Source organism: Pseudoalteromonas sp. BSi20652 (assembly GCF_000239855.1).
In the GTDB taxonomy this organism is placed as follows: Bacteria; Pseudomonadota; Gammaproteobacteria; order Enterobacterales; family Alteromonadaceae; genus Pseudoalteromonas.
On record NZ_BADT01000238.1, the window covers coordinates 1 to 23,531 of the forward strand.

Here is a 23,531-nt window from a genome sequence, read left to right on the forward strand (position 1 = left end):
GATTACGTAGGTATTAAACGTTTTGACGACGAAGGCAATGTAATTGGTGAAGACCGCTTTATTGGTTTGTTTTCATCAAGCTTTTACAATAACAGTGCTACTGACGTTCCTGTATTAAAAAGTAAAATTAACCGCATTATGGAAATGTGTGATTTTGCTAAAGGTACACACGCCTACAAAGCTGTTTTAAATATTTTAGAAACTTACCCACGTGATGAGCTAGTTCAAGCGCGCGAAAGTGAGCTTCTTGAAGTTGCTATGGGTGTTTTACAAGTACAAGAGCGCGATATGTGTCGCTTGTTTGTACGTAAAGATGCGTATGGTCGCTTTTTATCTTGCATGGTTTACGTACCTCGCGAGCGTTATAACACGGCACTGCGTCGTGAAACGCAAGATATATTAGCCAATGCATTTAATTCTGACGATAAAGTGGAATTTACTACTTATTTCTCTGAGTCAACACTGGCGCGTACTCATTACACCGTTCGTGTGACCGACAACAAGATTGAATATAACGTGAAAGACATTGAAAACAATTTAGTAGAAGCTGCACGTACGTGGGAAGATAAACTCCAATCTGCACTTTTAGAGTCTGCGGGTGAAGCACGTGGTAACGATTTAAATCGTAAATACTGTAATGCGTTTGCACGCTCATACAAAGATGAAGTGCTTCCAAGTGCTGCGGTTGTTGATATCGAAAAGTTAGAACTACTTAGCGATGAAAACAAGCTAGAAATGCTTTTCTACCGCCCGCAAGAAGAAGCAAACAGCAATATTGTACGATTAAGTTTATTCCATAAAGATGAGCCAATCCACTTATCTGATGTTATGCCAATGCTTGAAAACTTTGGTTTACGCGTTGTGGGTGAAACACCTTATTCAGTTAAAACTAGCGATGGTCGTATTAACTGGATCATGGACTTCTCTATGCTTATAGATAGTAAAGGGATGGCTGATTTTGATAAAATTTCAGCACGTTTTCGTGCTGCATTAACAAATGTTTGGGGCAACCGCCTTGAAAACGATGGTTTTAACCGTTTAGTGTTAATGGGAGGCCTAACAGGCCGCGAAGCTTCTATTTTACGTGCGTACGCTAAGTATATGCGTCAAATTGGTGTAACGTTCTCACAAAGTTATATAGAAAGTACATTTGCAAATTATCCAAATATTGCAGCGCAAATTGTTAACTTGTTTGCTAAGAAATTCTCAGTTAAAAATCCTGCAAGTGCAAAAACAATCGAGAAGCTAAGTACACAAATTTACTTAGAACTTGAAAATGTAGCAAACCTTGATGATGACCGTATTATACGTTTATACGTTGACATGATTGCTGCGACGCTGCGTACTAACTACTATCAAAAAGATGCACAAAGCCAGTTTAAATCTTATGTATCATTTAAAATTCAACCTAGCTTAATTCCTGATGTACCGCTTCCTCTTCCTGCGTTTGAGATTTTTGTTTATTCTCCGCGCGTTGAAGGTGTGCATTTACGTTATGGTAAAGTAGCCCGTGGTGGCTTGCGTTGGTCCGACCGTCGTGAAGACTTCCGTACTGAAGTACTTGGCTTGGTTAAAGCACAACAAGTTAAAAATACCGTGATTGTGCCAGTTGGTTCTAAAGGTGGCTTTGTATGTAAACAACTACCAAGTGAACGTGAAGCGTTTATTAAAGAAGGTCAAGAGTGTTATAAGATCTTTATCCGTGGTCTTTTAGATATTACTGATAATATTGAGCGTGGTGAAATAGTACCAGCGCGCGATGTTGTTCGTCACGATGAAGATGATGCTTACCTAGTAGTTGCAGCGGATAAAGGTACTGCTACTTTCTCTGATATCGCAAATGGCATAGCTAATGAATACAATTTCTGGCTAGGTGATGCATTTGCATCTGGTGGCTCGGTTGGTTACGATCATAAGAAAATGGGTATTACAGCTAAAGGCGCATGGGAGTCAGTTAAACGACATTTCCGTGAAATGGACATTGATTGTCAAACTACCGACTTTACAGTTGTAGCAATTGGCGATATGGCAGGCGATGTATTTGGTAATGGTATGCTGTTATCTAAGCATATTCGTCTCCAAGTTGCCTTTAACCATATGCACATTTTTGTTGATCCGAACCCAGATGCTGCTACTTCTTACCCTGAGCGCGAACGTTTATTTAATATGCCGCGTTCATCGTGGGATGATTACAATAAAGCGTTAATTTCTGCCGGTGGCGGTGTGTTCTCTCGTGCTGCTAAATCAATTACGCTTAGCCCAGAGATGAAAAAAATGTTGGGCACTAAAAAAGCAAGTATGACACCAAATGAGTTAATGAAAGCCTCATTAATGATGGAGTTTGATTTACTGTGGAATGGCGGCATTGGTACATACATTAAACACTCAAAAGAAACGGATGCTGATGTAGGAGATCGTGCAAACGATGCACTACGTATTAATGGTAGAGATTTAGGCGCTAAAATAATTGGTGAGGGTGGTAATTTAGGTGCTACTCAACTTGGTCGTGTTGAATTTGCAACTAAAGGTGGCCGTGTTAATACTGACTTTATTGATAATGTGGGTGGTGTTGCTTGTTCAGACAACGAAGTTAACATTAAGATATTACTCAATGGCTTGGTTGCTGAAGGTGATTTAACGCGTAAACAACGTGATGAATTGCTTTACTCAATGACAGATGAAGTATCTGAACTAGTATTAAAAGACTGTTACCGTCAAACGCATACTATTTCAATTACGCAATCTAAAGGAACTTCTACATTAAAAGAAAAAGTACGTTTTATTCATGCGCTTGAAAAAGATGGTAAGTTAAACCGAGCTATCGAGTTCATTCCAAGTGATGAAGAATTGGCAGAACGCGCCGCTGCAGGGAAAGACCTAACTCGCCCTGAGCTTTCAGTGCTTGTGTCTTACGCAAAAATGGTGTTAAAAGAGTCTTTAGTAAGTGATGAAATTACTGAAAACCCTTATTACCGCCAATTACTTGTTAAGTCATTCCCACGTCCTCTACGTGAGAAGTTTAACGATGCGATGAACAACCATCCACTTCGTAAAGAAATTATTGCAACTAAACTCGCAAACAGTATCGTTAACGATATGGGTTTAAACTTCATGGTACGAATGCATGAAGAAACCGGTGCTAACGAAGCTGAAATTGCAATGTGTTACTCGATTGCTAGCGAAATATTTGAAATGCGTGAAACATGGTCTTCTATTAGTGCACTTGATAATAAAATACCAGCAGCGGTACAAACTGAAATGCTTTACCAACTTCGTCGTACAGTTCGCCGAACTACGCGTTGGTTCTTACGTCACCGTAATAAGTCACAAACGATTGAACAAGGAATTGAATTCTTTGCGCCAACATTTAAAGATTTAAGCGATAACTTAAATACGTATATGATTGAAAAAGAAAATGATCGTATTGTAATTGAAGCTAATAAATTGATTGATGCTGGCGTTCCTGCCGATATAGCACAGCGTATTGTTTCGTTATCAAGCTTATTTTCTGTGATGGATTTAGCTGAAGTTGCTAATAATTCAGGTAAAAGTATTTCGATGGTATCGAATACTTACTTTAAACTAGGTGCAAGAATGGGTCTGCATTGGTTCTTAGAGCAAATAACTAAGCAACCAGTAGCGAATCATTGGCAAGCACTTGCTCGTTCATCTTACCGTGAAGAGCTTGATTGGCAGCAACGTACTTTATCTGAAGTTGTATTAAATAGCTTTGAAGGTGATGAGAGCGATGTTGATAGTCAAATAGATGAGTGGATGGATAGCCAAGATTTATTACTTCAACGCTGGAAACAAATGCTGGCTGAGTTTAAAACATCACAAAGCCACGACTTTGCTAAGTTCTCGGTTGCACTTCGTGAACTTATGTTGTTAAGCCACAATTGTGATACATCAGGAAAATAATTTAGCTTTAATCAGTTAATTGTTTAGTAAATAAATAACTGATTGTTAAAATTGTTATACAATACCTCAGCCTTGTCTGAGGTATTTTTTTGTCTAAAGTTTAAAAAGAGGATTATATTGATGTTTTATGATTTAGCTCGCCGTTTTATGTTTACCCGTGATGCGGAGTGGGCGCATGAGTTTGCACTTAATAATCTTCGTCGTTTTGCTAATACGCCGCTCAATCTAGTTTGGTCACAAAGTGTTTCAGATAAACCCGTAAACTTTTTAGGTTTAGAATTTAAAAATCCAGTAGGGCTTGCCGCTGGCCTTGATAAAAATGCAGAATGTATAGATGCATTTAGCCAAATGGGATTTGGTTTTATTGAGGTTGGAACGGTTACACCGCGCCCTCAAGCTGGTAATGACAAACCTCGTATATTTAGGCTGCCAGAATCAAACGCAATTATTAACCGTATGGGTTTTAATAATAAAGGCGTTGATAATTTAGTCGAAAATGTAAAAGCAGCAAAATACAGTGGCATACTCGGCATTAATATTGGTAAAAATAAAGATACGCCAAATGAACAAGGCAAAGATGACTACGTTCATTGTATGCGTAAAGTATTTGAGCACGCTTCATATATTACAGTAAATATTTCATCACCAAATACACCTGGTCTTCGTGATTTGCAATACGGCGCTGCACTTGATGATTTACTGCAAAGTCTTAAAAACGAACAGTTAGATTTAATTGCAAAGCATAATAAACAAGTGCCTATGCTTGTAAAAATTGCACCGGATCTCGATCAAATACAAATAGAGCAAGTAAGTGAGTCACTTTTAAATAATAAAATTGATGGTGTAATAGCCACAAACACCACGCTTGAACGAGCTGCAGTGATTGGTCAGCAATATGCAGAAGAGGCTGGCGGTTTATCAGGTCACCCAGTTAGAATGCGCTCTACAGAGGTAGTAAGTGAACTTAAACGCTTAACACAAGGTAAGCTACCAATCATCGGAGTAGGCGGTATTGATGATGCGCAATCTGCAAAAGAAAAGTTAGATGCAGGCGCAAATTTAGTTCAGGTTTATACTGGGTTCATCTACAAAGGTCCACAATTGGTAAGGTCGATCGTTAACGGCTTATAAGGATCAGTTATCTAAGCTTTTGATCGTTCGATAAATGTTCTAAGCAAGCATTTTAAAAGTGGTCAAAAGCGGTTATACTGTGAGCAATAATTATTCAACATACCCAAGGAGGAGTAAATGTTACAAGCATCAAAGCAATGGCAGTGGATTACTTGTCCTAATAAAAATCGTTTGTTACTTGATTTAAATGACGATATGCAATTATGTACGCCCTATAAATTAAGACAGCTCACCGACTCTGTATTTAAAAATCCACGTTTTAGTCTAGAAGATGCTGCATTTTATGAACAAGTTTATAACTATTTAGATGGCTTTGAATTGTGGTCTGCAGCTCAAATCTGTCAAATATCGTTAAATGCGACTGCTGTTAAGTATCACTTAAAACCCGTTTTAGCAAAAAGCTGGTTTTTTGAAGAATACACTGGAACAGAGCCAAGTGTAGAAGCAATAGTTAAATTAATATCTAAAGCGCAAACTGGTGATTTTTTAATTGTAGAGCATTGCCCTGATGCATCTATTTGTTTGAATTTAAGCGAAACCTTTAAATTAGACGAAAACTTATCTTTAGCACAATTTGAAGTAATCCGTATTTTGAATAATCGAGTCCACCCCATCCTAAATCAGCAATACCAAAGTCAAACCGCCTAGGGTCTGCTGATCTTTGCGGATTGAAATTTGTTCAAACTAGGGGCTATTTAATCGCAGCGCGAGGTTTGTAACCTAGTGGGCTCGATAACTGCTCCTGCGTTATTCTACTGGCTTACATCCATGTAAGAATAAGTAAAAACCGAGCAACAAAGAGTAAATAGCCCCTAGAAAGAACCCTTTGGGCAGCGCCTGTTTGGCATTAATGCTACGTTATCGCCCATTTATGGGGAATAACCACACTGTATAGGCTCTGCCTTGCCTAAATACCAAACAGACTGCTGCAAATTCAACCTTGAAAGTTCAACAGACCCTCATCAAATTTAAGTTTTTAAGCGTGTCATTATGGCGTGTTTGTCACTCAACCTATGTTATAATCCTGCGCAATTAGCTATTAAGGGTTATTACTTTGCAATTTATCGCACTTACTTCTATCGGAATCGAAAATTTATTGGTTGATGAACTAACAGAACTTGGCGCAACCGTGTCAAAGCAAACTGTTGGTTCTGTTCGTTTTGAGGCTGACTCATTACTGGCGCAAAAGGTTTGTTTATCAACTCGTTTTGCAACGCGTGTGCTTATGCTTATTGAAGAAAAAGAAGGCGTAGATGACAAGAATAGCCTGTATAATTTTGCTCGCTCGCAACCTTGGCAAGAATGGTTTGGACCAACTCAAACATTCGCTGTTGACTTCAACGGTACCAATGATTCATTAAAAAATACGCAATTTTCGGGTCTTGTAATAAAAGATGCGATTGTTGACTACTTTAATGATTTATACGAGCAGCGTCCTAACGTTGATAAGCAAGATGCAAATGTGCGTGTAGTTGCGCGATTAAATCGTTACGGCGTATCGATGTATATTGACTATTCTGGCCCTCGTTTGTCTGAACGTGGTTACCGCCAAGGCCAAGGTAAAGCGCCAATTAAAGAGCACTTAGCTGCTGCATTAATTAAGCGAAGTGGCTGGCTTGAAAATGTAAAACAGCCTTTATTCGATCCATGTTGTGGTGCGGGTACTATTTTAATTGAAGCGGCTGGTATGGCACGAAACGAAGCGCCAGGATTATTCCGTGAGGGTTTTGCTTTTGAGCGTTTACCCAGTTTTAGAGCCGCTAAGTTTAAAGAGCTTAAAGAAGAGTTACTCGCTAATATTACCGACCCAAAATTGTGGTTAATTGGCCACGACTACGATGAGCAAGTTTTAAGTAAAGCGATTGATAATGCCAAACGAGCTGAGCTTGATGATGTTATTAAGTTTAAGCAAAGTGATGCTACTAAACTTACCGCTGTTGCAAAATTACCGGGCGTTGTAATTTCAAACTTACCGTATGGTGAGCGTATAGGTTCTATGGCTGAACTTGTTGATTTACATCGTAATTTAGGTGTTGGGTTTAAAAAACACTTTAATCATTGGAAACTTGCCTTACTTGGTATGGACGAGAGCTTATTTAAACTTTTAAAACTTGTGCGCCTTAAGCGTTATAAATTTAAAAATGGCCCGTTAGATGTAGAACTTAACTTATATCAATTAGATGATAAGCAAGTAAGTTTGACCACAGATGACAAAAAAGCGCTTAATTTTGAGGGTTCTACGTCATTTGCAAATCGTTTGAAAAAGAATAAGCAAGGTTTAAAAAACTGGCTTAAACAAAATAAAATAGATGCTTATCGCGTCTATGAAGCGGATATCCCTGAATACAATGTTGCTGTAGATATTTATGGTGATTCTGCTGTAATTTTTGAATATGCAGCGCCTAAAGAAATTGATGAAAAAACATCAGAAAAACGCCTGCAAGACGTAATAAGTTTAACGGCTCAACAGCTTGAAATTTTACCTGAAAACATTGCTGTAAAAGTACGTAAAAAGCAAAAGGGCGAAGATCAATATACAGCCATGGCAAAACAAAACCGTACTATGGTTGTTGAAGAGTTTGGTGCTAAGTTTAAAGTTAATTTATTTGACTACTTAGACACAGGCTTGTTTTTAGATCACCGCTTAATGCGCCGTTATATTCAAGAAAATGCGAAAGATAAACGCTTTTTAAACCTTTTTGCATACACTGGTACTGCTTCTGTACATGCGGCGCTTGGTGGCGCTAAAGCAATTACAACAGTTGACTTATCAAAAACCTATTTAAAATGGGGCCAGGATAACTTCGACTTAAATAATATAAGTAATACGCGCTACCGTTTTGAACAAGCAGATTGTTTAAAGTGGTTAGAGCATGCGACAGCACAATATGATTTGATATTTTTAGACCCTCCAACGTTCTCAAACTCAAAACGTATGAAAGACGCGTTTGATGTGCAAAGTGATCACATTAAATTATTAACGTGGGTTAAAAAGATTTTAAGCCCGTCGGGTACTTTGATTTTCTCTAATAACAAACGTGGTTTTGTAATGGATGAAGTTGGCCTGATTGGTTTAGGTTTAAAAGCCGTTAATATCTCAGATAAAACGCTATCACCAGACTTCAAACGTAATAAAAAAATTCATAATAGCTGGCTAATTACGCATGGCTAAATGGATTTTATATCATACTGATGGTTGCCACTTGTGCGAACAAGCTGAGCAACTTATCACTGAAGTATTTAGTAATACTAGTGAGTTACTACTAATTGATATTATGACTGATGAGCAGCTTATAGCTGAATATCAAATTACTATTCCTGTGTTAAAAAGTGAAAAAGGCGAGAAATTATATTGGCCTTTTACTTTACACTCTGTGCGCGAATTTTTAGCACAAGCAGAATAAGAGCAAATAATAACTATGGATTTAATAAGAATTTTAAAAGCACAACTTGCTTTTGGTACACATGCTTTGCTTAACAAAGCAGACGCCGTTATAGAAAGTGGCGAAAGAGTGTGTGTTGTTGGTCGAAATGGCGCGGGTAAATCAACACTATTAAAAGTGCTTGATGGACAAGTTGTTTTGGATGATGGCGAAATAAATCAGCTAGGTGGGATTCGAATTTCTCGCCTAGAGCAAGATCCACCAAAAGGTGCAAGCGGAACAGTATTTGATTATGTTGCGCAAGGTATGCCTGAAATTGCTAATTTACTGATTGATTTTCATCATGTTAGCAATGAATTACAAACACAGTGTACTGATAAATTATTAAACAAACTTGAACGTTTATCAAATCAACTAGAAGCGGCTGATGGCTGGCGCTTTGATAGCCGAATTCAATTAGTGTTAACACAATTAGAATTAACACCAGAGGCTAAACTTGAGTCTCTTTCGGGTGGTTGGTTACGTAAAGTAGCACTTGCACGTGCACTTGTTAGTGAGCCTGATTTATTACTGCTCGACGAGCCAACAAACCATTTAGACATGGCAAGTGTTATGTGGCTTGAGCAGTTTTTAAAAGAATTTAAAGGCGGAATCGTATTTATATCGCATGACCGTGCGTTTATTCGCGCTGTTGCTACGCGTATTTTAGATTTAGACCGTGGTAAGCTTATTTCGTACCCTGGTGATTACGCTACGTACTTAGAACAAAAAGCCCATGATTTAAAAGTTGAAGAAGCTCAAAATGCATTGTTTGATAAGCGTTTGGCAGAAGAAGAAACGTGGATCCGCCAAGGTGTTAAAGCCCGTAGAACGCGTAACGAAGGTCGTGTTAGAGAGTTAAAGCAGCTTCGCACAGAGCGTAAACAACGTGTTGACCAAGTTGGTAAAACTGATTTCAATATAGAAACAGCAGATCGCTCTGGTAAGTTAGTATTTGAAGCTAAGAATCTTTGTCATGCATTTAAAGACAAGGTTATTGCTGATGATTTTTCTACACTTGTAATGCGTGGTGACAGAATCGGTCTAGTAGGTCCAAATGGTATTGGTAAAACAACACTATTAAAACTTATGTTTGGTGACTTAGAACCTGATAGCGGTGTAACTAAGCAAGGTGTTAATTTAGAATTTGCTTACTTTGACCAATATCGAGAAAAGCTTGATGAAGAAGCAACAGTTCAAGATAATGTCGCTGAGGGTAAGCAAGAAGTGATGATGGGCGGCCGCTCGCGTCATGTTTTAGGTTATTTACAAGACTTTTTATTCCCGCCAGCACGTGCTCGTACCCCTGTTAAAGCACTCTCAGGTGGTGAAAAAAACAGGTTGCTTTTAGCTAAATTGTTTTTAAAACCATCTAATATCCTTGTTCTCGATGAGCCAACAAATGATTTGGACATTGAAACGTTAGAGTTACTAGAGGACATTATTAATCAATACCAAGGTACAGTGCTGATTGTAAGCCATGACCGTGAATTTATTGATAATACATGTTCTAGTGTATGGGCATTTGAAGGTAATGGTAAAGTAACAGATATTGTAGGTGGTTACAGCGACTATGAAGCTTACGTTAACTACTTAGCTGAGCAAGAAAAAAAAACGCAGCAACAACCAGTAAAAAAAGTTGAAAAAACAGTTGCTCCAGTTGTTAAATCTGCAACTAAAACAAATAAACTCTCTTACAAATTAAAACTTGAATTAGAGCAACTACCGAATAAAATGGAAAAACTAGAAGCTGAAATTGAAGCTCAACAAGCTGTAGTGAGTGACTCAGACTTTTTTAAACAAGAGAGTGATGTAACCACTAAAGCATTGAACCATTTGGCACAACTTGAGTCTGACCTTGAAGCTGCGCTCGAGCGCTGGGAAGAACTTGAAGAATTACAGAATCAGTAGTAAGGACTAAAATGAAATATAAATTACTCGCTGCCAGTATTTTAGCGACATTAAGCACTTCAGCAACAAGTGCGACGTACCAGTTAAGTGAATTAGGGACTCTTGAAGACGCTAAATATTCTTATGTAACAGATGTTAGCGAGAGCGGGCATATTATTGGTTTGGCAAATGGTTTATACAATTTACCTATTGACATTAGCTATATAGATTTTACAGAAAATGTTATCGAAAGAGCATATGAGAACGCTGAAGCAGTGTTTGAACTAAGTGATAAACCAATTACTTTTTCGCTTAATGATATTGAAAATAATGACGCTGTAAGTATCAATCCTGATGCTCATACTTTTATGATTAGCTTTTTGGCAAATCAGAATTTGGGGATTCCGTCAAATTTTGAATATCAAAAGATGAGTTCTTTGGTTGGTATTAAATTTAACGAATCAGAGATTATTGAACAACCTCTTTTTGACATAGCTTCTGTTGATTATGACGGACTCACTCGTTCAACTACTAATCTTTTTAATGGCGTAAGTGAAGATGGCGTTACAGTTGGATGGGGGAGCGCTCCATACGATAAGGTGTCTTTTACACCTGATGGTGAAGATGATGCAGAAACGTGGTTCACTCATGAATTTATAGAACGTGGGATTGTAATAAGCGTTGATGGCAGTGTAAGTGTTGAGTTAGAGCCAGAGTTTAATGAATACGGTGGCACAAGCCGCGCTAACGATATTGTTAAAACTAACAGTGGTTATACCGTTGTGGGTAATATGTCTACAAGTATTCCTGATGACAGGCAAGATAATATTGATGATAACTGTGATAATGAAGACGAACCAACGTCGGTATGTATCAACTTGTTAAATTCAAATATTACACGAGGCTTATTTAATAAGCGCGCTGTTAAATGGGAGCTTGATGAATCGTTAAATATCACTTCAGTGGAAGAGTTAGGCCTAGCTCTATCACCAGATGAGGATGAAGCGCAAGATGATGCATTTACGAGCACGGCTTTAGCAGTAAATAACAACGGTACAATTGTAGGTTCATCAAATACCCGATATTACAGAAATGATAATATTATAATTACAATGCCAGTTTATTTTAAAAATGATGCGGTTACTGACTTTATTAATCAAGAAGATGATTGGATTTCGGGTAAAGCTATAGCTATTAATGACAATGAAGTAATTACAGGTTATGCAGAAAAGTTTATTGAAGGTAGAAGTCGAAACAAGTTCTTCTATCATGACATAGCAACGGGTAGTACAGTTTTCCCTACGGATTACTTTTCAAGCTCAAGCTCTTATGCTAACGCTATAAATAATAAAGGCTATATTGTTGGTGAAGGTGAGGTTGGTGTTACAGATAGCTCTCGTCGTAAAGAAGCCTTCATTTATAAAATAGGTGAAGATAGAATTACTAACCTGAATGACTTATTACCTTGTTACGAAAGCGATGGTGAGACAAGCTATGCCTATACTATGGCAGAAGCTACGGTTATCAATGAGAATAATGAAATTTTTGGTGTAGCAACCAAAACGGTTGAAAAACGCGATAGTTTAGGCGGTGTTGTAACTGATATTAATGGTAACATTGAGTTTGAAAGTGTTGCAGTGGCTGTTAAACTAACACCAATAGACGGTGAAGTTGAAAATTGTGCACCGGCTGAGGCTGAGGTATATGAACGTAATTCGGCAAGCTTCCCTTGGTATACATTATTACTGTTACCATTACTTGGCTTAAGACGCGTATTTCGCTTTTAATAATAAAAAATAAATAAAAAACCCAACTATTAATAGTTGGGTTTTTTTCGTCTATAGTAATAATTAGTTTATTTTTTAGTTCTTGCAGCTCGTGCTTTAATTACAGAGCGTCGCCAAACAATATCAATAGTAATATAACTAATAATGGAAGCGATTGAAGCACACACTAAAGAGCCAAGTAAAAAAGCCGGTCCAATTGTTTCTATACTTTCTAGAAACCAAGACCAGCTAGCTTCAAAAACAAAATGTTGTTCTGGTTGGTTCAGTATTAAAGTTCCTACTAAATATGAGCCATAAAATATAGGTGGCATAGTAATAGGGTTTGTTAACCATACTAATGCAACAGAAATAGGTAAATTGACTCTGAATATAATAGCTCCAGCTGCGGCTAATATCATTTGAAAGGGAACAGGGATGAAAGCAAAAAACAATCCAACAGCAAAGGCGCCACGTGCTGATCGTCTATTTAAGTGCCAAAGATTTGCATCCTGTAAAAGATGTCCAAATATTTTTAGCGACTTATGATGTCTAATTTTATTTGGATTAGGTAAAAATCTTTGGATCGTTTTTTTAGCCATTTAAAGCAACCATTTACATCAGTGTGGATAAGTCTTGGGTTTATAATTGGGTGTATTGCAACCGTATTTTATTATCAGACCCTTGAATTTACAGTATTCACAATTTCAATCCTTATTGTGAGTGCTTATTTTAAGCCGTTTTTAAATGTATTGTTAGGCTTTATTTGCGCTATTTGTTGTATAGGGCTACATTTTCATTTTTTTATTGATTTTGATGCGGTGATATCGAATGAAAAATATACATATGTAACCAAGCTAGTCGTTGAAGATGTTGTATCAGATAAACGCCCGCAGTATATAAAAGTTAAAATAATAAAAATCGATAATGAAAGTTACTCATATTTTAGATCCCCGAGCGCAATGTTAAGCGTAAATTCTGAGCAACGACTATTAGTTGGTGATACTTTTAATGCAGTTATTCATCTTAAACATTTCAGAAGTAATAAAAATTTTGATGTGTTTGATAACGCGCGTTATGCGTTTACTCAAAAGATATTTTTTAAAGGAAAAGTTTTTAAATAAGCAATTAACTATCACACATAAAAAAGAACCCAGTCGTGTTTATGGTTATCGGCAATATATTCAAAATACATATGACAATACAAAACTCCAATGGCTTTACTACGCATTACTCACTGGTGATAAATCATTAATGAGTTTTGATAATAAGCAATTAATGCAATCTCTTGGTTTGAGTCACTTATTAGCTATATCTGGATTACATATTGGGTTAATTTTTGGATTTGGCTATATTTCAACACGGTTTTTATTTAAAAGAGTGAGCTATGTTGGTGAGCAAACAAGTAATTTATCTATAATTTATAGTTTGGTTGGGTTTGTTACTGCTTTTATTTATGTGTATTTGAGTGACTTTTTGGTTTCTGCGACCCGTGCGCTAGTCATGCTTGGTTGTTATTTATTGCTATACTTTTTAGCAAAACAGCCATTACGATGGCGTAGTATTTTATTTGCACTTGTTGTTGTCTTAATCATTAACCCTTTTAATGTATTGAATCCGGGGTTATATTTTTCATTTTTAGCTGTCGCTATAATTTTTTTAGTGGTTAATTACATTCCCGTTTTAAATACATTATTTGTTAATAAAATCTTCGTTTTAATTATAATTCAGCTAGCGCTGTTTATTGGATTAATGCCTCTGTCACTTTATTTTTTTAATGGTATTAGTTTAGCGGGTCTATTACTAAATTTAATCGCTATCCCACTATTATCTTTTATCGTTATGCCTATGTTAATTTTGATTACATTGGCCAGTAGTGTTTTTGATATGAGTGTCCTCATATGGATATTAGATAACATTCTTGGCTACTTATTCAATTTACTAGTACTAATTCCAGAATATTTAAGTTGGATAAGTGCAGAAAAAATAGATTCTTCTCTTGTTATCTTTTTATATATAACCGTATTAATATTTTATTTACTACCTTACAGGTGGATAGCATTTATTCCGCTAAGTACTTTATTTATAAATTATCTATTAACAGAAAAGCCACAATGGCAGCTTCATGTTTTTGACGTGGGTCATGGGTTAATGATACTAGTCGAAAAAGATAAATATGCTTTAATATATGATTTTGGTCCTAGTTACTTTAATCGTTTTAGTCGTACTCGAAGTATTTTATTACCTTATATTAAGGCAAATAATTTAATAGTAAAAACAGCGATTTTAAGCCATGACGATAACGATCACGCTGGAGGGTTACAACATTTTATTGATGCTGGCTTTGGGGAAGCATTGCTACAATTTCATCCTAAAAACACACATAATGTATGTGAAGTTATAGACATTGATTTTGCTGGATTAAAAGTGGAAAGTTTTAGTACAAAAGGGTTTGGAAATGAAAACGATGATTCATGCGTTGTTAGAGTATCAGATAATACTCATAGCGTTTTACTTACCGGTGATATATCAAAGGCGCGTGAAGCATCGCTATTAGCGGATAATAAATCGTTGAAAAGTACAGTAATGCTAAGCCCGCATCATGGCAGCGATACATCCTCAAGTGTTAATTTTATAAATAACGTTGCTCCCCAAGTAGTCATTCATTCAAGTGCCTATAAAGGACAGTGGGAATTCCCTAAACCTCTTGTCGTCGAACGTTATAACCAAATAAATGCTCAGCAATTTACGACAGGCGTTGAAGGGCAAATTAGTATTAAATTTTATGCAAATAATTTGGCTATAGAAACAGCAAGAGGGCAGGAAAGTTACTGGTTTATCAAAGATTGACGTTTAGTTTTATCTCATCGGAGGATACAATACAGATTGTTACTGTATTTAGAGAGTGTTATGGATCAAAGTACTACACAAATTTATAAACGTCTTGTCTCGTATGTTGGCACCTACAAAAGCGTCGCATTTGTCGCAATTATTGGGATGATAGGCTATTCAGCAATGGACGCTTTATTTATTCAATTAATGAAGCCGTTTATTGATCAAGGTTTGAACCAGCGTAATACAGAAGTTTTAAAATACGCTCCTTTTGTCGTTATCGCGTTAGTACTAGGGCGTGGTGTTTTTAACTTTATGTCTTCGTATTGCTTAAGTTATGTAGGATCCCAAGTTGTACGCTCATTACGCCAAGAGTTATTTGAGCACATATTGCACTTACCCGTTTCTTTTCATGACAAAAACTCAACGGGCGATTTAATTTCAAAAATCACATTTGATACAGAACAAGTTCAACAAGCAATTACCAAAGCCTTGCTAATAGTCGTACGCGAAGGGGCATTTGTTGTATTTTTACTAGCAGTTATGTTTTATACCAGTTGGAAATTATCACTGATATTTTTAGTGATCATCCCACTTGTTGCTATTATTGTCGCCGTCGTCTCTAAACGTTTTCGCCACATTTCTAAAAACATTCAATCTGCCATGGGGCAAGTTACCCGTAGCTCAGAACAAATGCTGAGCGGACATAAAGTTATTCACGGTTTTGGTGGTCAAGATCAAGAGATTAATCACTTCTCGAAAATTAATAATCATAATCGTCAGCAACGTATCAAAATGGACGCAACTAAAGCGCTTAGTGTGTCTATAATTCAAATTTTAGCTGCAAGTGCCATGGCAGTTATTTTGTGGGCGGTGTCGTTGCCATCAATGATTGATACGATTACATCTGGTGACTTTATGGCATTAATTGCCTCAATGATGATGCTACTGCGTCCGCTAAAACAACTTGCCAATGTAAATAGTGATATGCAACGTGGTATCTCTGCAGCGCAAAGTATATTTTTAGTTTTAGACGAAGAAATGGAAAAAGATACAGGTACTGTTTCGGTTGATAAGGTTAAAGGTTTAATTGAAGTTAAGAATGTCACCTTTAAGTACCCAACAAAAGATGAAGCCGTATTAAACGATTTGTCGCTAACGATTAAAGCGGGTGAAAGTATTGCCTTAGTAGGACGATCAGGCTCAGGTAAATCAACAATTTCTAACTTGTTACCCCGCTATTATGATTTAGAACTACCGAGTGAAATATTACTTGATGGCATAGCACTGCAGGACTACAAATTAACTGATCTACGTCGCCAATTTGCTTTAGTGTCTCAGCAGGTTGTGTTATTTAACGATACGATTGCCAACAATATTTGTTATGGCATAAAGCACGATGTGTCTGAAAAAGAGTTAGAACAAGTTGCCAAACAAGCGCATGTGTGGGAATTTGTTAAAGATCTTCCTGAGCAATTAAATACCATGGTCGGCGAAAATGGGGTGATGCTCTCAGGTGGTCAACGCCAGCGAATAGCGATAGCGCGTGCAATATTAAAAGATGCACCTATTTTGATTTTAGATGAGGCGACGTCAGCACTTGATACCGAGTCTGAAAAGCTTATTCAGCAAGCGTTAGAAACGCTAATGAAAGATAAAACCTCAATTGTTATTGCGCATCGCTTATCTACTATCGAAAACAGTGACCGAATTTACGTTGTTGATAATGGTCGTGTAATAGAAAGTGGCGATCACAATAGCTTATTAGCAAATGACGGTACTTATTCAGCCCTTTGCAAAATGCAGTTTGGTGATCAGGCGTGAGTAAAATAGAACAAAGCTGGTATAAACCATTTGGTCTAATTACTTTATTGTTATTACCATTAAGTGCTTTGTTTTGGGTTGTATCTTCATTTCGAAAATACTTATACAGCGCTAAAATACTTAAACCGTTTGAGTGCAAAACGCCTGTTATTGTAGTCGGCAATATAAGTGTAGGCGGCAATGGTAAAACACCTTTTGTTTTGTGGTTGTATGAGTATTTGACCGAGCAAGGTTTATCAGTGGGTATTATTAGTAGAGGTTATGGTGGGCAATCAGATAATTACCCGCTGTTAGTCACTTCAGTTGTTGACGCTCAACAGGCTGGAGATGAGCCTGTGCTTTTATACCATCGTTTAAAGTGCCCAATAGCAGTTGGCCCTAATAGACAACACAATATCGATTTATTAGAAAAAATTATACACTCGATGTTATTATTTCTGATGATGGAATGCAGCATTATAAAATGCCTCGTAGCATTGAGTGTTGTATTGTTGATAGTGAACGCCGTTTTGGTAATGGTTTTGTTATGCCCGCAGGTCCACTACGTGAAACAACTAAACGTTTGCAAAGTGTCGATATAGTAATTGAAAACGGTGGTGAGGCTAATAATAGCTACACATTACAAGTAAGTAGCCTTCGCTTAGTTAATTCAAGTGATGATGCAAAAAGTAACGTAAGCGAGGTACATGCAATAAGTGCAATCGGGAACCCTAAGCGGTTTGAAAACTCATTAGAAGCACAAAATATTAAGTTATTGTCGACTCATCATTTTAGAGATCATTATGCTTATACAGCAGATGATTTTATCCAGTTTGGTGATGATTGCATTATAATGACCGAAAAAGACGCGGTTAAATGTAAGTCCTTTGCAAAATCTAATTGGTATTATTTACCTGTTGATGCAGAGCCTACCGATGCCGTAATAAAAAAATTAAATTCACTATTAAAAGAAAAAGGGATCCTCAATGGCCTTTGATACAAAATTACTCGAGATAATTGCCTGCCCGGTAGGTAAGGGTAAATTACGTTTTGATAAAGAAAATAATGAGCTAATTAGTACCGCAGCTAAACTTGCCTACCCAATACAAGATGATATTCCAGTATTGCTTGAAAACGAAGCACGTGAGTTATCTTTAGAAGAGGTTGAAAAGTGGAATTCGTAGTTGTAATTCCTGCTCGTTTTGCATCAACCCGACTACCTGGTAAGCCGCTTGCTGATATTTGCGGTAAGCCAATGGTTCAACATGTTTACGAAAAAGCATGTTTATCAGGTGCAAGTAAAGTGGTTATAGCAACCGATCATCAAAAAGTGTTTGATGCAGTAAGTTTATTTACTCGTGATGTTGTAATGACTCGCGAAGATCACAAATCGGGTACTGAGCGTTTAGCCGAAGTAGTTGATTTACTTGATCTCGACAGCAATACAATTGTGGTTAATGTACAAGGCGATGAGCCCTTACTTGCGCCAGAAAATGTATCCCAAGTTGCTGCACTATTAAGTGATTCAACAGCACCAATGGCAACGTTAAGTGTTGCTATTGAAGAGCGTGATGAAGTATTTAATCCTAATGCCGTTAAAGTGGTTAGCGATATAAATAAAAATGCGCTGTATTTTTCTCGTGCAAGTATTCCGTTTGATAGAAGCACAATGATGAATGACAGCAGTGCTCTTAATTTAGCGCCATTTCAGCGCCACGTAGGTATTTATGCGTACAGAGCGGGTTTTATTAAACAATATATAGAATTGAGCGTATCGCCACTTGAGCTACTTGAATCGCTTGAGCAGTTACGTGTTTTGTATCATGGTTATAAAATCAAAATAGAGCAAGCTCAAATAGCCCCTCATGCAGGTGTCGATACGCCCGATGACTTAGCTAAAGTGATAGCGCATATTAAAAGTAAAAACGTGTGAGTGAACAAGTAAGTAAGATATTAAAAGTTGTTTATACACATAACGATTTTTATATTTTAGAAAAGCCAGCGGGTCTTAATTTTCATTCAGAAGATGGCCCCGGCTTTGTTGTGTTAGCCGAACAACAATTATCGCAAAAGCTTTATACCGTTCATCGTTTAGATAAAGTGACATCAGGGCTGATTATTTTAGCTAGAAACAAAGCCGCTGCGGCCAGCTTTACTGTTATGTTTACTGAGCATGCGATTGCTAAATTTTATTTAGCAATTAGTGACGCTAAACCAAAAAAGAAGCAGGGGTGGATTAAAGGCGATATGGCTAAGTCTCGCCGTGGCTCGTTTAAGTTACTAACGAGTAAGCTTAACCCTGCAATCACCCGATTCTATTCGCAGAGTTATAAGCCGGGATTTAGAGGGTATATTTTAAAGCCTTATTCAGGAAAGACGCATCAATTAAGAGTGGCACTAAAAAGTATTGGCTCTGCTATTTTAGGCGATGCAATGTATTCAGGCACGCCATCAAATCGTACCTATTTACATGCATATGCATTGAGCTTTTTATGGCTAGGTGAACAAATACAGCTAACTTTATTACCCGATAATGGTGATGAGTATTTGGCGTTAATTAAACATCAAGATTTTCAAGCATGGCAATCGCCATGGCAACTGGATTGGTAAATGAGCGAAAAAGTTACAGATATACGTTTTGGTGGTATTAAACGTTTATATGGTCATCAACAGTTTGATTGGCTTCAAGAAGCACATTTTTGTGTAGTAGGTATTGGTGGTGTAGGGAGCTGGACAGCAGAAGCACTTGCACGTACTGGTGTTGGTAAAATAACATTGATTGATTTGGATGATATTTGCGCGACTAACGTCAATAGGCAGATTCATGCGTTAACGGGCACTATTGGTCAAGCTAAAGTCGAGGCAATGAAAGCGCGCTGCGAGCTTATTAATCCAGAGTGCCAAGTTAATGTGATAGATGATTTTATTACACTTGATAATATTCAAGAGCATATTCAAGGTTTTGATTATGTAATTGATTGTATTGATGCAGTTAAAGAAAAAGCAGCATTAATTGCTCACTGTAAACGTAATAAACTCCCTATAATTACAACTGGTGGTGCTGGCGGGCAAACAGATCCTAGCCAAATAACTTTTGGTGATGTAGCTAAAACTACGCAAGACCCATTACTTGCAAAAGTACGTTATATTTTGCGTAAGCAGTATAATTTTAGCAATAATCCTAAACGTAAGTTTAATATTGATTGTGTTTACTCAACAGAGCAATTGGTTTACCCGGGAAGCGATGGCAGCGTATGTCATGCAAAGCAAAGTGCTGATGGCTCGATGAATATGGATTGTAATAATGGTTTTGGATCTGTGACTATGATCTCAGGGAGCTTCGGCTTTTTTGTTGCGGCAAAAGCGGTGCGTAAATACCTAGATAAAAAACAACGCTCACAAGCTTAGTTTTCGTTAACTAAGCTTGTGTTGTGCCATGGTTTGTATTTTATCAACCATGGCTTTAATACCATTACCACGTGATGCGCTTAAGTGGCTTATAAGGCCGAGCTTTTCAAATTCTTCATACGCATTTTTATTCACTACTTGCTCTGGTGTCAGCCCGTTATAAAGCGCTAAAATAATGGCTAATAATCCTTTTACTATACGTGTATCTGAGTCACCAATTACAACAAGTGTATTTTCTGTTAAATCAAATTCAACAAACATCCATACTTTGCTTTCACAGCCAGGTACAAGTGCATCATCAGTTTTCAAAACATCAGCTAAAACAGGTAACGTTTTTCCTAAAAGCATTATTTCACGATATTTTTGCTGCCAAGCGGGCGCATTTTTTATAGATTCTGTGACTTTGTTAAACGTATTTGTCATGAGTTATCCTAATTAATTCTATTAAAGTGACGTTTAGTCCAGTAAAGCGATACATTTTTTAAGTGAATCAATGAATATATCTACATCTTCATAGGTATTATAAAAACAAAAGCTCGCTCTTAGCGTGCCATTAAGCCCTAAATGTGTCATTAATGGCTGTGTACAATGGTGTCCACTCCTTACTGCAACGCCGTAGCCGTCAAGTAAAGTTGCCAAATCATAAGGATGTTCATCATTTAAGTTGAAACAGAGTGTACCAATATTGTCAGATAGGTTGCTGTATATTGTAATACCATCAACCTTTACCAATTTTTGAGCTGCATAACTAAACAATTTTTGCTCATACTGCTGAATTTTTGCGTGATCTAATTCATTTAAATAGTCTAATGCAGCACCAAAGCCTAAAACTCCAGAGATATTTGGTGTTCCAGTTTCAAATTTTGCAGGCGCAGGGCGATAAGTGCTATGAGTTAAGTAAACTTTATCGATCATTTCACCGCCGGATTGGTAAATATCTAGCGTATTTAGCTCTTCATATTGGCCATAAAGTACACCTAAGCCTGTTGGACCGAGCATTTTATGGCTTGAGCAAACATAAAAGTCACAGTTTAATTCACGTAAATCGGGTTTTAAATGCAGTGCACCTTGGGCTCCGTCCACTAAAACAAGCGAATTCACCTCTTTTGCAGCTACAATTAGTGGCTTTAAATCAGTGATATTACCCAGTGTGTTCGATGCTTGTGTAATAGCTAATAAGGCAGGTTTTGTTTCTTTTATAAATTCACAGCATTGTTGGGTGTTTAGCGTGCCGTTATTGTTAAGCGGCAGAGAGACTAATTTAGCTCCCGTCTGTTGGCTTACTAGTTGCCAAGGCACTATGTTTGCGTGATGCTCAAGCGGAGATATTATTATGGTATGACTTTCATCTAAACGCTTTTTTAAGCCGTTAGCGACCAAATTTATGGCTTCTGTAGCACCTTTAGTCCATACAATCTCTTTACTTAAGACATTAAAAAACCTTGCAGTTTTATCCCGGACTTGTTCATAAGAATAAGTGGCTTGCTCACTAAGTGTATGGCGTCCACGGTGTACATTTGCATTTTGAGACGTATAAAACTCAGTAATTGTATCTATAACTGATTGAGGCTTTTGTGAGGTTGCTGCTGAGTCTAAATAAACAAGCGGGCAGCCGTTTATTGTTTGATTTAATGTTGGGAAGTCATTTCTAATTTTGTTTATATCAAACTTTAAAGCAAGCATGGCACATCTACATAGTGTTTTTATGGCAGGAATTGTAATCGGTTTATGATAATTCTCAAGTGTTGTTAATAAAAAAGGCCGCAAAATGCGGCCTTTTAAAGTAACCCACGTTAATTAACGTTTGTCAGTTGATACGTAGTCACGGTGTGTGTAACCAGTATACATTTGGCGAGGACGGCTGATCTTATGACCAGGTTGAGATAACATCTCATCCCAGTGAGTGATCCAACCAACAGTACGTGCCATTGCAAAAATTACAGTGAACATGCTTGTTGGAATACCAATCGCTTTTAAGATAATACCAGAGTAGAAATCTACGTTAGGGTATAGCTTTTTCTCTACAAAGTACGGGTCTTCAAGGGCAATTTGCTCAAGCTTCATAGCAATATCAAGAAGTGGATCTTGGATATTTAGCTCAGCTAAAACTTCATGACACGTTTGACGCATTACTGTAGCACGTGGGTCGAAGTTTTTGTAAACGCGGTGACCAAAGCCCATAAGGCGGAATGGGTCAGCTTTGTCTTTAGCTTTAGCAACGTATTCATCGATACGGTCTACAGAGCCAATCTCTTCTAGCATATTTAAACATGCTTCATTAGCGCCGCCGTGAGCAGGTCCCCATAAAGATGCAATACCAGCTGCAATACATGCATAAGGGTTAGCACCTGATGAACCAGCTAGACGCACTGTAGACGTAGATGCATTTTGTTCATGATCTGCATGAAGCATAAAGATTTTATCCATAGCTTTTGCAGTTACAGGATTAACTTTATATTCCTCAGCAGGTACAGAGAACATCATGTGTAAGAAGTTTTCTGCGTAGCTTAAATCGTTACGTGGGTATACAAACGGTTGGCCGATGTTTGTTTTATAAGCCATTGCAGCAATAGTTGGTAACTTAGCAACTAGCTTAACTGCGCTTGTTTTACGTTGTTCAGCATCAGTTATATCAAGGTCTTCATGATAGAAAGAAGATAATGCACCCACTACACCACAAAGCATTGCCATTGGGTGAGCGTCGAAGCGGAAACCTTGGAAAAAGTTAGCAATTTTCTCGTCAAGCATAGTGCTTGTAGTGATTTCATTCTTAAAAACTTCATATTGTTCTTTAGAAGGTAACTCGCCATTTAGCAGTAAGTAACATAACTCAATGTAATTTGAATCATCAGCTAATTGTTCGATTGGGTAACCGCGGTGAAGTAAAATACCTTTACCACCATCAATGTAGGTAATTGCAGATTCACAAGAACCAGTCGACATAAAACCTGGGTCATAAGTAAAGTGACCATGTGAACCCAACGTACGTACGTCGATTACATCTTGGCCAGCAGTGCCTTGATAAATTGGAAGTTCGATTGGATCTAGCCCATCAATGTGGACTGTGGCTTTTTTATCTGCCATCGCTATGTATCTCCTATTAAGATATCTATTCTGATTTTTTAGATTTTAAGGTACTGAAATCTGTTTTAAGCACATCTATCCATTTTAACGTGAAAGAGGGGGTTAAAGTCAATTTTTATAAACATTATGCATATATGTATAATAAATATTCTGTAATAATTAAATATAATACCATTGGCTAATTCGCAAACATCTATAAATAAACAAGAATTGTAAAAAGCACTTTGGGTATATATACTAATGGTGGTTTTAAACCGTATTGTATTTGGGTAAACTT

The 23,531-nt window shown here is 37.3% G+C and carries 16 protein-coding genes and 2 pseudogenes; 14 read left to right on the forward strand and 4 right to left on the reverse strand.

Annotated elements, in window-relative coordinates; translation table 11 throughout:
* From P20652_RS19240 to P20652_RS01000, 7 genes are all read left to right on the forward strand, one after another.
* The coding region (locus P20652_RS19240) for an NAD-glutamate dehydrogenase (protein WP_033018156.1) at nucleotides 1–3,921 on the forward strand (3,921 nt) is incomplete at its 5' end.
* Between the two features lie 120 nt (nucleotides 3,922–4,041).
* Nucleotides 4,042–5,052, forward strand: a complete 1,011-nt coding sequence (pyrD, locus tag P20652_RS01025; protein WP_008172636.1) for a quinone-dependent dihydroorotate dehydrogenase — start codon at nucleotides 4,042–4,044, stop codon at nucleotides 5,050–5,052.
* Between the two features lie 117 nt (nucleotides 5,053–5,169).
* On the forward strand, nucleotides 5,170–5,700 hold the full coding sequence (locus P20652_RS01020; RefSeq protein WP_008172639.1) for a cell division protein ZapC domain-containing protein: 531 nt from the start codon (nucleotides 5,170–5,172) through the stop codon (nucleotides 5,698–5,700).
* Nucleotides 5,701–6,106: 406 nt separating this feature from the next.
* Nucleotides 6,107–8,224, forward strand: a complete 2,118-nt coding sequence (gene rlmKL / locus P20652_RS01015) for a bifunctional 23S rRNA (guanine(2069)-N(7))-methyltransferase RlmK/23S rRNA (guanine(2445)-N(2))-methyltransferase RlmL (protein ID WP_008172641.1) — start codon at nucleotides 6,107–6,109, stop codon at nucleotides 8,222–8,224.
* Nucleotides 8,217–8,456: a glutaredoxin family protein gene (locus P20652_RS01010; protein ID WP_008172643.1), complete on the forward strand. Its 240-nt coding sequence runs from the start codon at nucleotides 8,217–8,219 to the stop codon at nucleotides 8,454–8,456. The genes rlmKL and P20652_RS01010 overlap by 8 nt, the downstream gene beginning before the upstream one ends.
* A gap of 15 nt (nucleotides 8,457–8,471) precedes the next feature.
* Entirely contained in the window at nucleotides 8,472–10,385 is a 1,914-nt protein-coding gene (locus tag P20652_RS01005) for an ABC transporter ATP-binding protein (protein ID WP_008172645.1), read from the forward strand.
* An 11-nt stretch (nucleotides 10,386–10,396) separates the two neighbouring features.
* Complete coding sequence (locus P20652_RS01000) at nucleotides 10,397–12,151, forward strand: DUF3466 family protein (RefSeq protein ID WP_008172646.1); 1,755 nt, start codon at nucleotides 10,397–10,399, stop codon at nucleotides 12,149–12,151.
* 68 nt (nucleotides 12,152–12,219) lie between these two features.
* Here the strand turns inward: P20652_RS01000 and P20652_RS19245 are convergent, their stop codons facing one another.
* Nucleotides 12,220–12,729 (reverse strand): DUF2062 domain-containing protein, encoded by a 510-nt coding sequence (locus P20652_RS19245; RefSeq protein ID WP_033018159.1) that lies wholly within the window; start codon nucleotides 12,727–12,729, stop codon nucleotides 12,220–12,222.
* Here P20652_RS19245 and P20652_RS19250 point away from each other — a divergent pair.
* The 7 genes and pseudogenes from P20652_RS19250 (at nucleotide 12,709) to tcdA (ending at nucleotide 20,170) form a co-directional block, all read left to right on the forward strand.
* Nucleotides 12,709–14,977 (forward strand): annotated as a pseudogene (locus P20652_RS19250) (DNA internalization-related competence protein ComEC/Rec2). The gene P20652_RS19245 and the pseudogene P20652_RS19250 sit on opposite strands and share 21 nt — an antisense overlap.
* Nucleotides 14,978–15,037: 60 nt before the next feature.
* Nucleotides 15,038–16,783, forward strand: coding sequence for a lipid A export permease/ATP-binding protein MsbA (msbA, locus tag P20652_RS00995; RefSeq protein WP_033018162.1), 1,746 nt, complete (start codon nucleotides 15,038–15,040; stop codon nucleotides 16,781–16,783).
* Nucleotides 16,780–17,759 (forward strand): annotated as a pseudogene (lpxK, locus tag P20652_RS19255) (tetraacyldisaccharide 4'-kinase). The gene msbA and the pseudogene lpxK overlap by 4 nt, the downstream one beginning before the upstream one ends.
* Nucleotides 17,749–17,946, forward strand: coding sequence for a Trm112 family protein (locus tag P20652_RS00990; RefSeq protein ID WP_008172659.1), 198 nt, complete (start codon nucleotides 17,749–17,751; stop codon nucleotides 17,944–17,946). Before lpxK ends, P20652_RS00990 begins: the two are co-directional and overlap by 11 nt.
* A complete protein-coding gene (gene kdsB, locus P20652_RS00985) occupies nucleotides 17,934–18,695 on the forward strand; it encodes a 3-deoxy-manno-octulosonate cytidylyltransferase (protein ID WP_008172660.1) in 762 nt (253 codons plus the stop codon). Before P20652_RS00990 ends, kdsB begins: the two co-directional genes overlap by 13 nt.
* Nucleotides 18,692–19,372 carry a TIGR01621 family pseudouridine synthase gene (locus P20652_RS00980; protein WP_008172662.1) on the forward strand — a complete coding sequence of 227 codons (681 nt, stop codon included), beginning with the start codon at nucleotides 18,692–18,694 and terminating at the stop codon, nucleotides 19,370–19,372. Before kdsB ends, P20652_RS00980 begins: the two co-directional genes overlap by 4 nt.
* Nucleotides 19,373–20,170, forward strand: coding sequence for a tRNA cyclic N6-threonylcarbamoyladenosine(37) synthase TcdA (gene tcdA / locus P20652_RS00975; RefSeq protein WP_008172664.1), 798 nt, complete (start codon nucleotides 19,373–19,375; stop codon nucleotides 20,168–20,170).
* 6 nt (nucleotides 20,171–20,176) lie between these two features.
* Here tcdA and P20652_RS00970 read toward each other — a convergent pair whose 3' ends face one another.
* The 3 genes from P20652_RS00970 to P20652_RS00960 all read right to left on the reverse strand — a co-directional run bounded on the left by P20652_RS00970 (nucleotide 20,177) and on the right by P20652_RS00960 (nucleotide 23,254).
* Nucleotides 20,177–20,593 carry a SufE family protein gene (locus tag P20652_RS00970; protein ID WP_008172666.1) on the reverse strand — a complete coding sequence of 139 codons (417 nt, stop codon included), beginning with the start codon at nucleotides 20,591–20,593 and terminating at the stop codon, nucleotides 20,177–20,179.
* A 33-nt stretch (nucleotides 20,594–20,626) separates the two neighbouring features.
* Nucleotides 20,627–21,853, reverse strand: a complete 1,227-nt coding sequence (locus P20652_RS00965) for a SufS family cysteine desulfurase (RefSeq protein WP_008172668.1) — start codon at nucleotides 21,851–21,853, stop codon at nucleotides 20,627–20,629.
* Nucleotides 21,854–21,967: 114 nt separating this feature from the next.
* A complete protein-coding gene (locus tag P20652_RS00960) occupies nucleotides 21,968–23,254 on the reverse strand; it encodes a citrate synthase (RefSeq protein ID WP_008172669.1) in 1,287 nt (428 codons plus the stop codon).
* Nucleotides 23,255–23,531 lie beyond the last annotated feature (277 nt).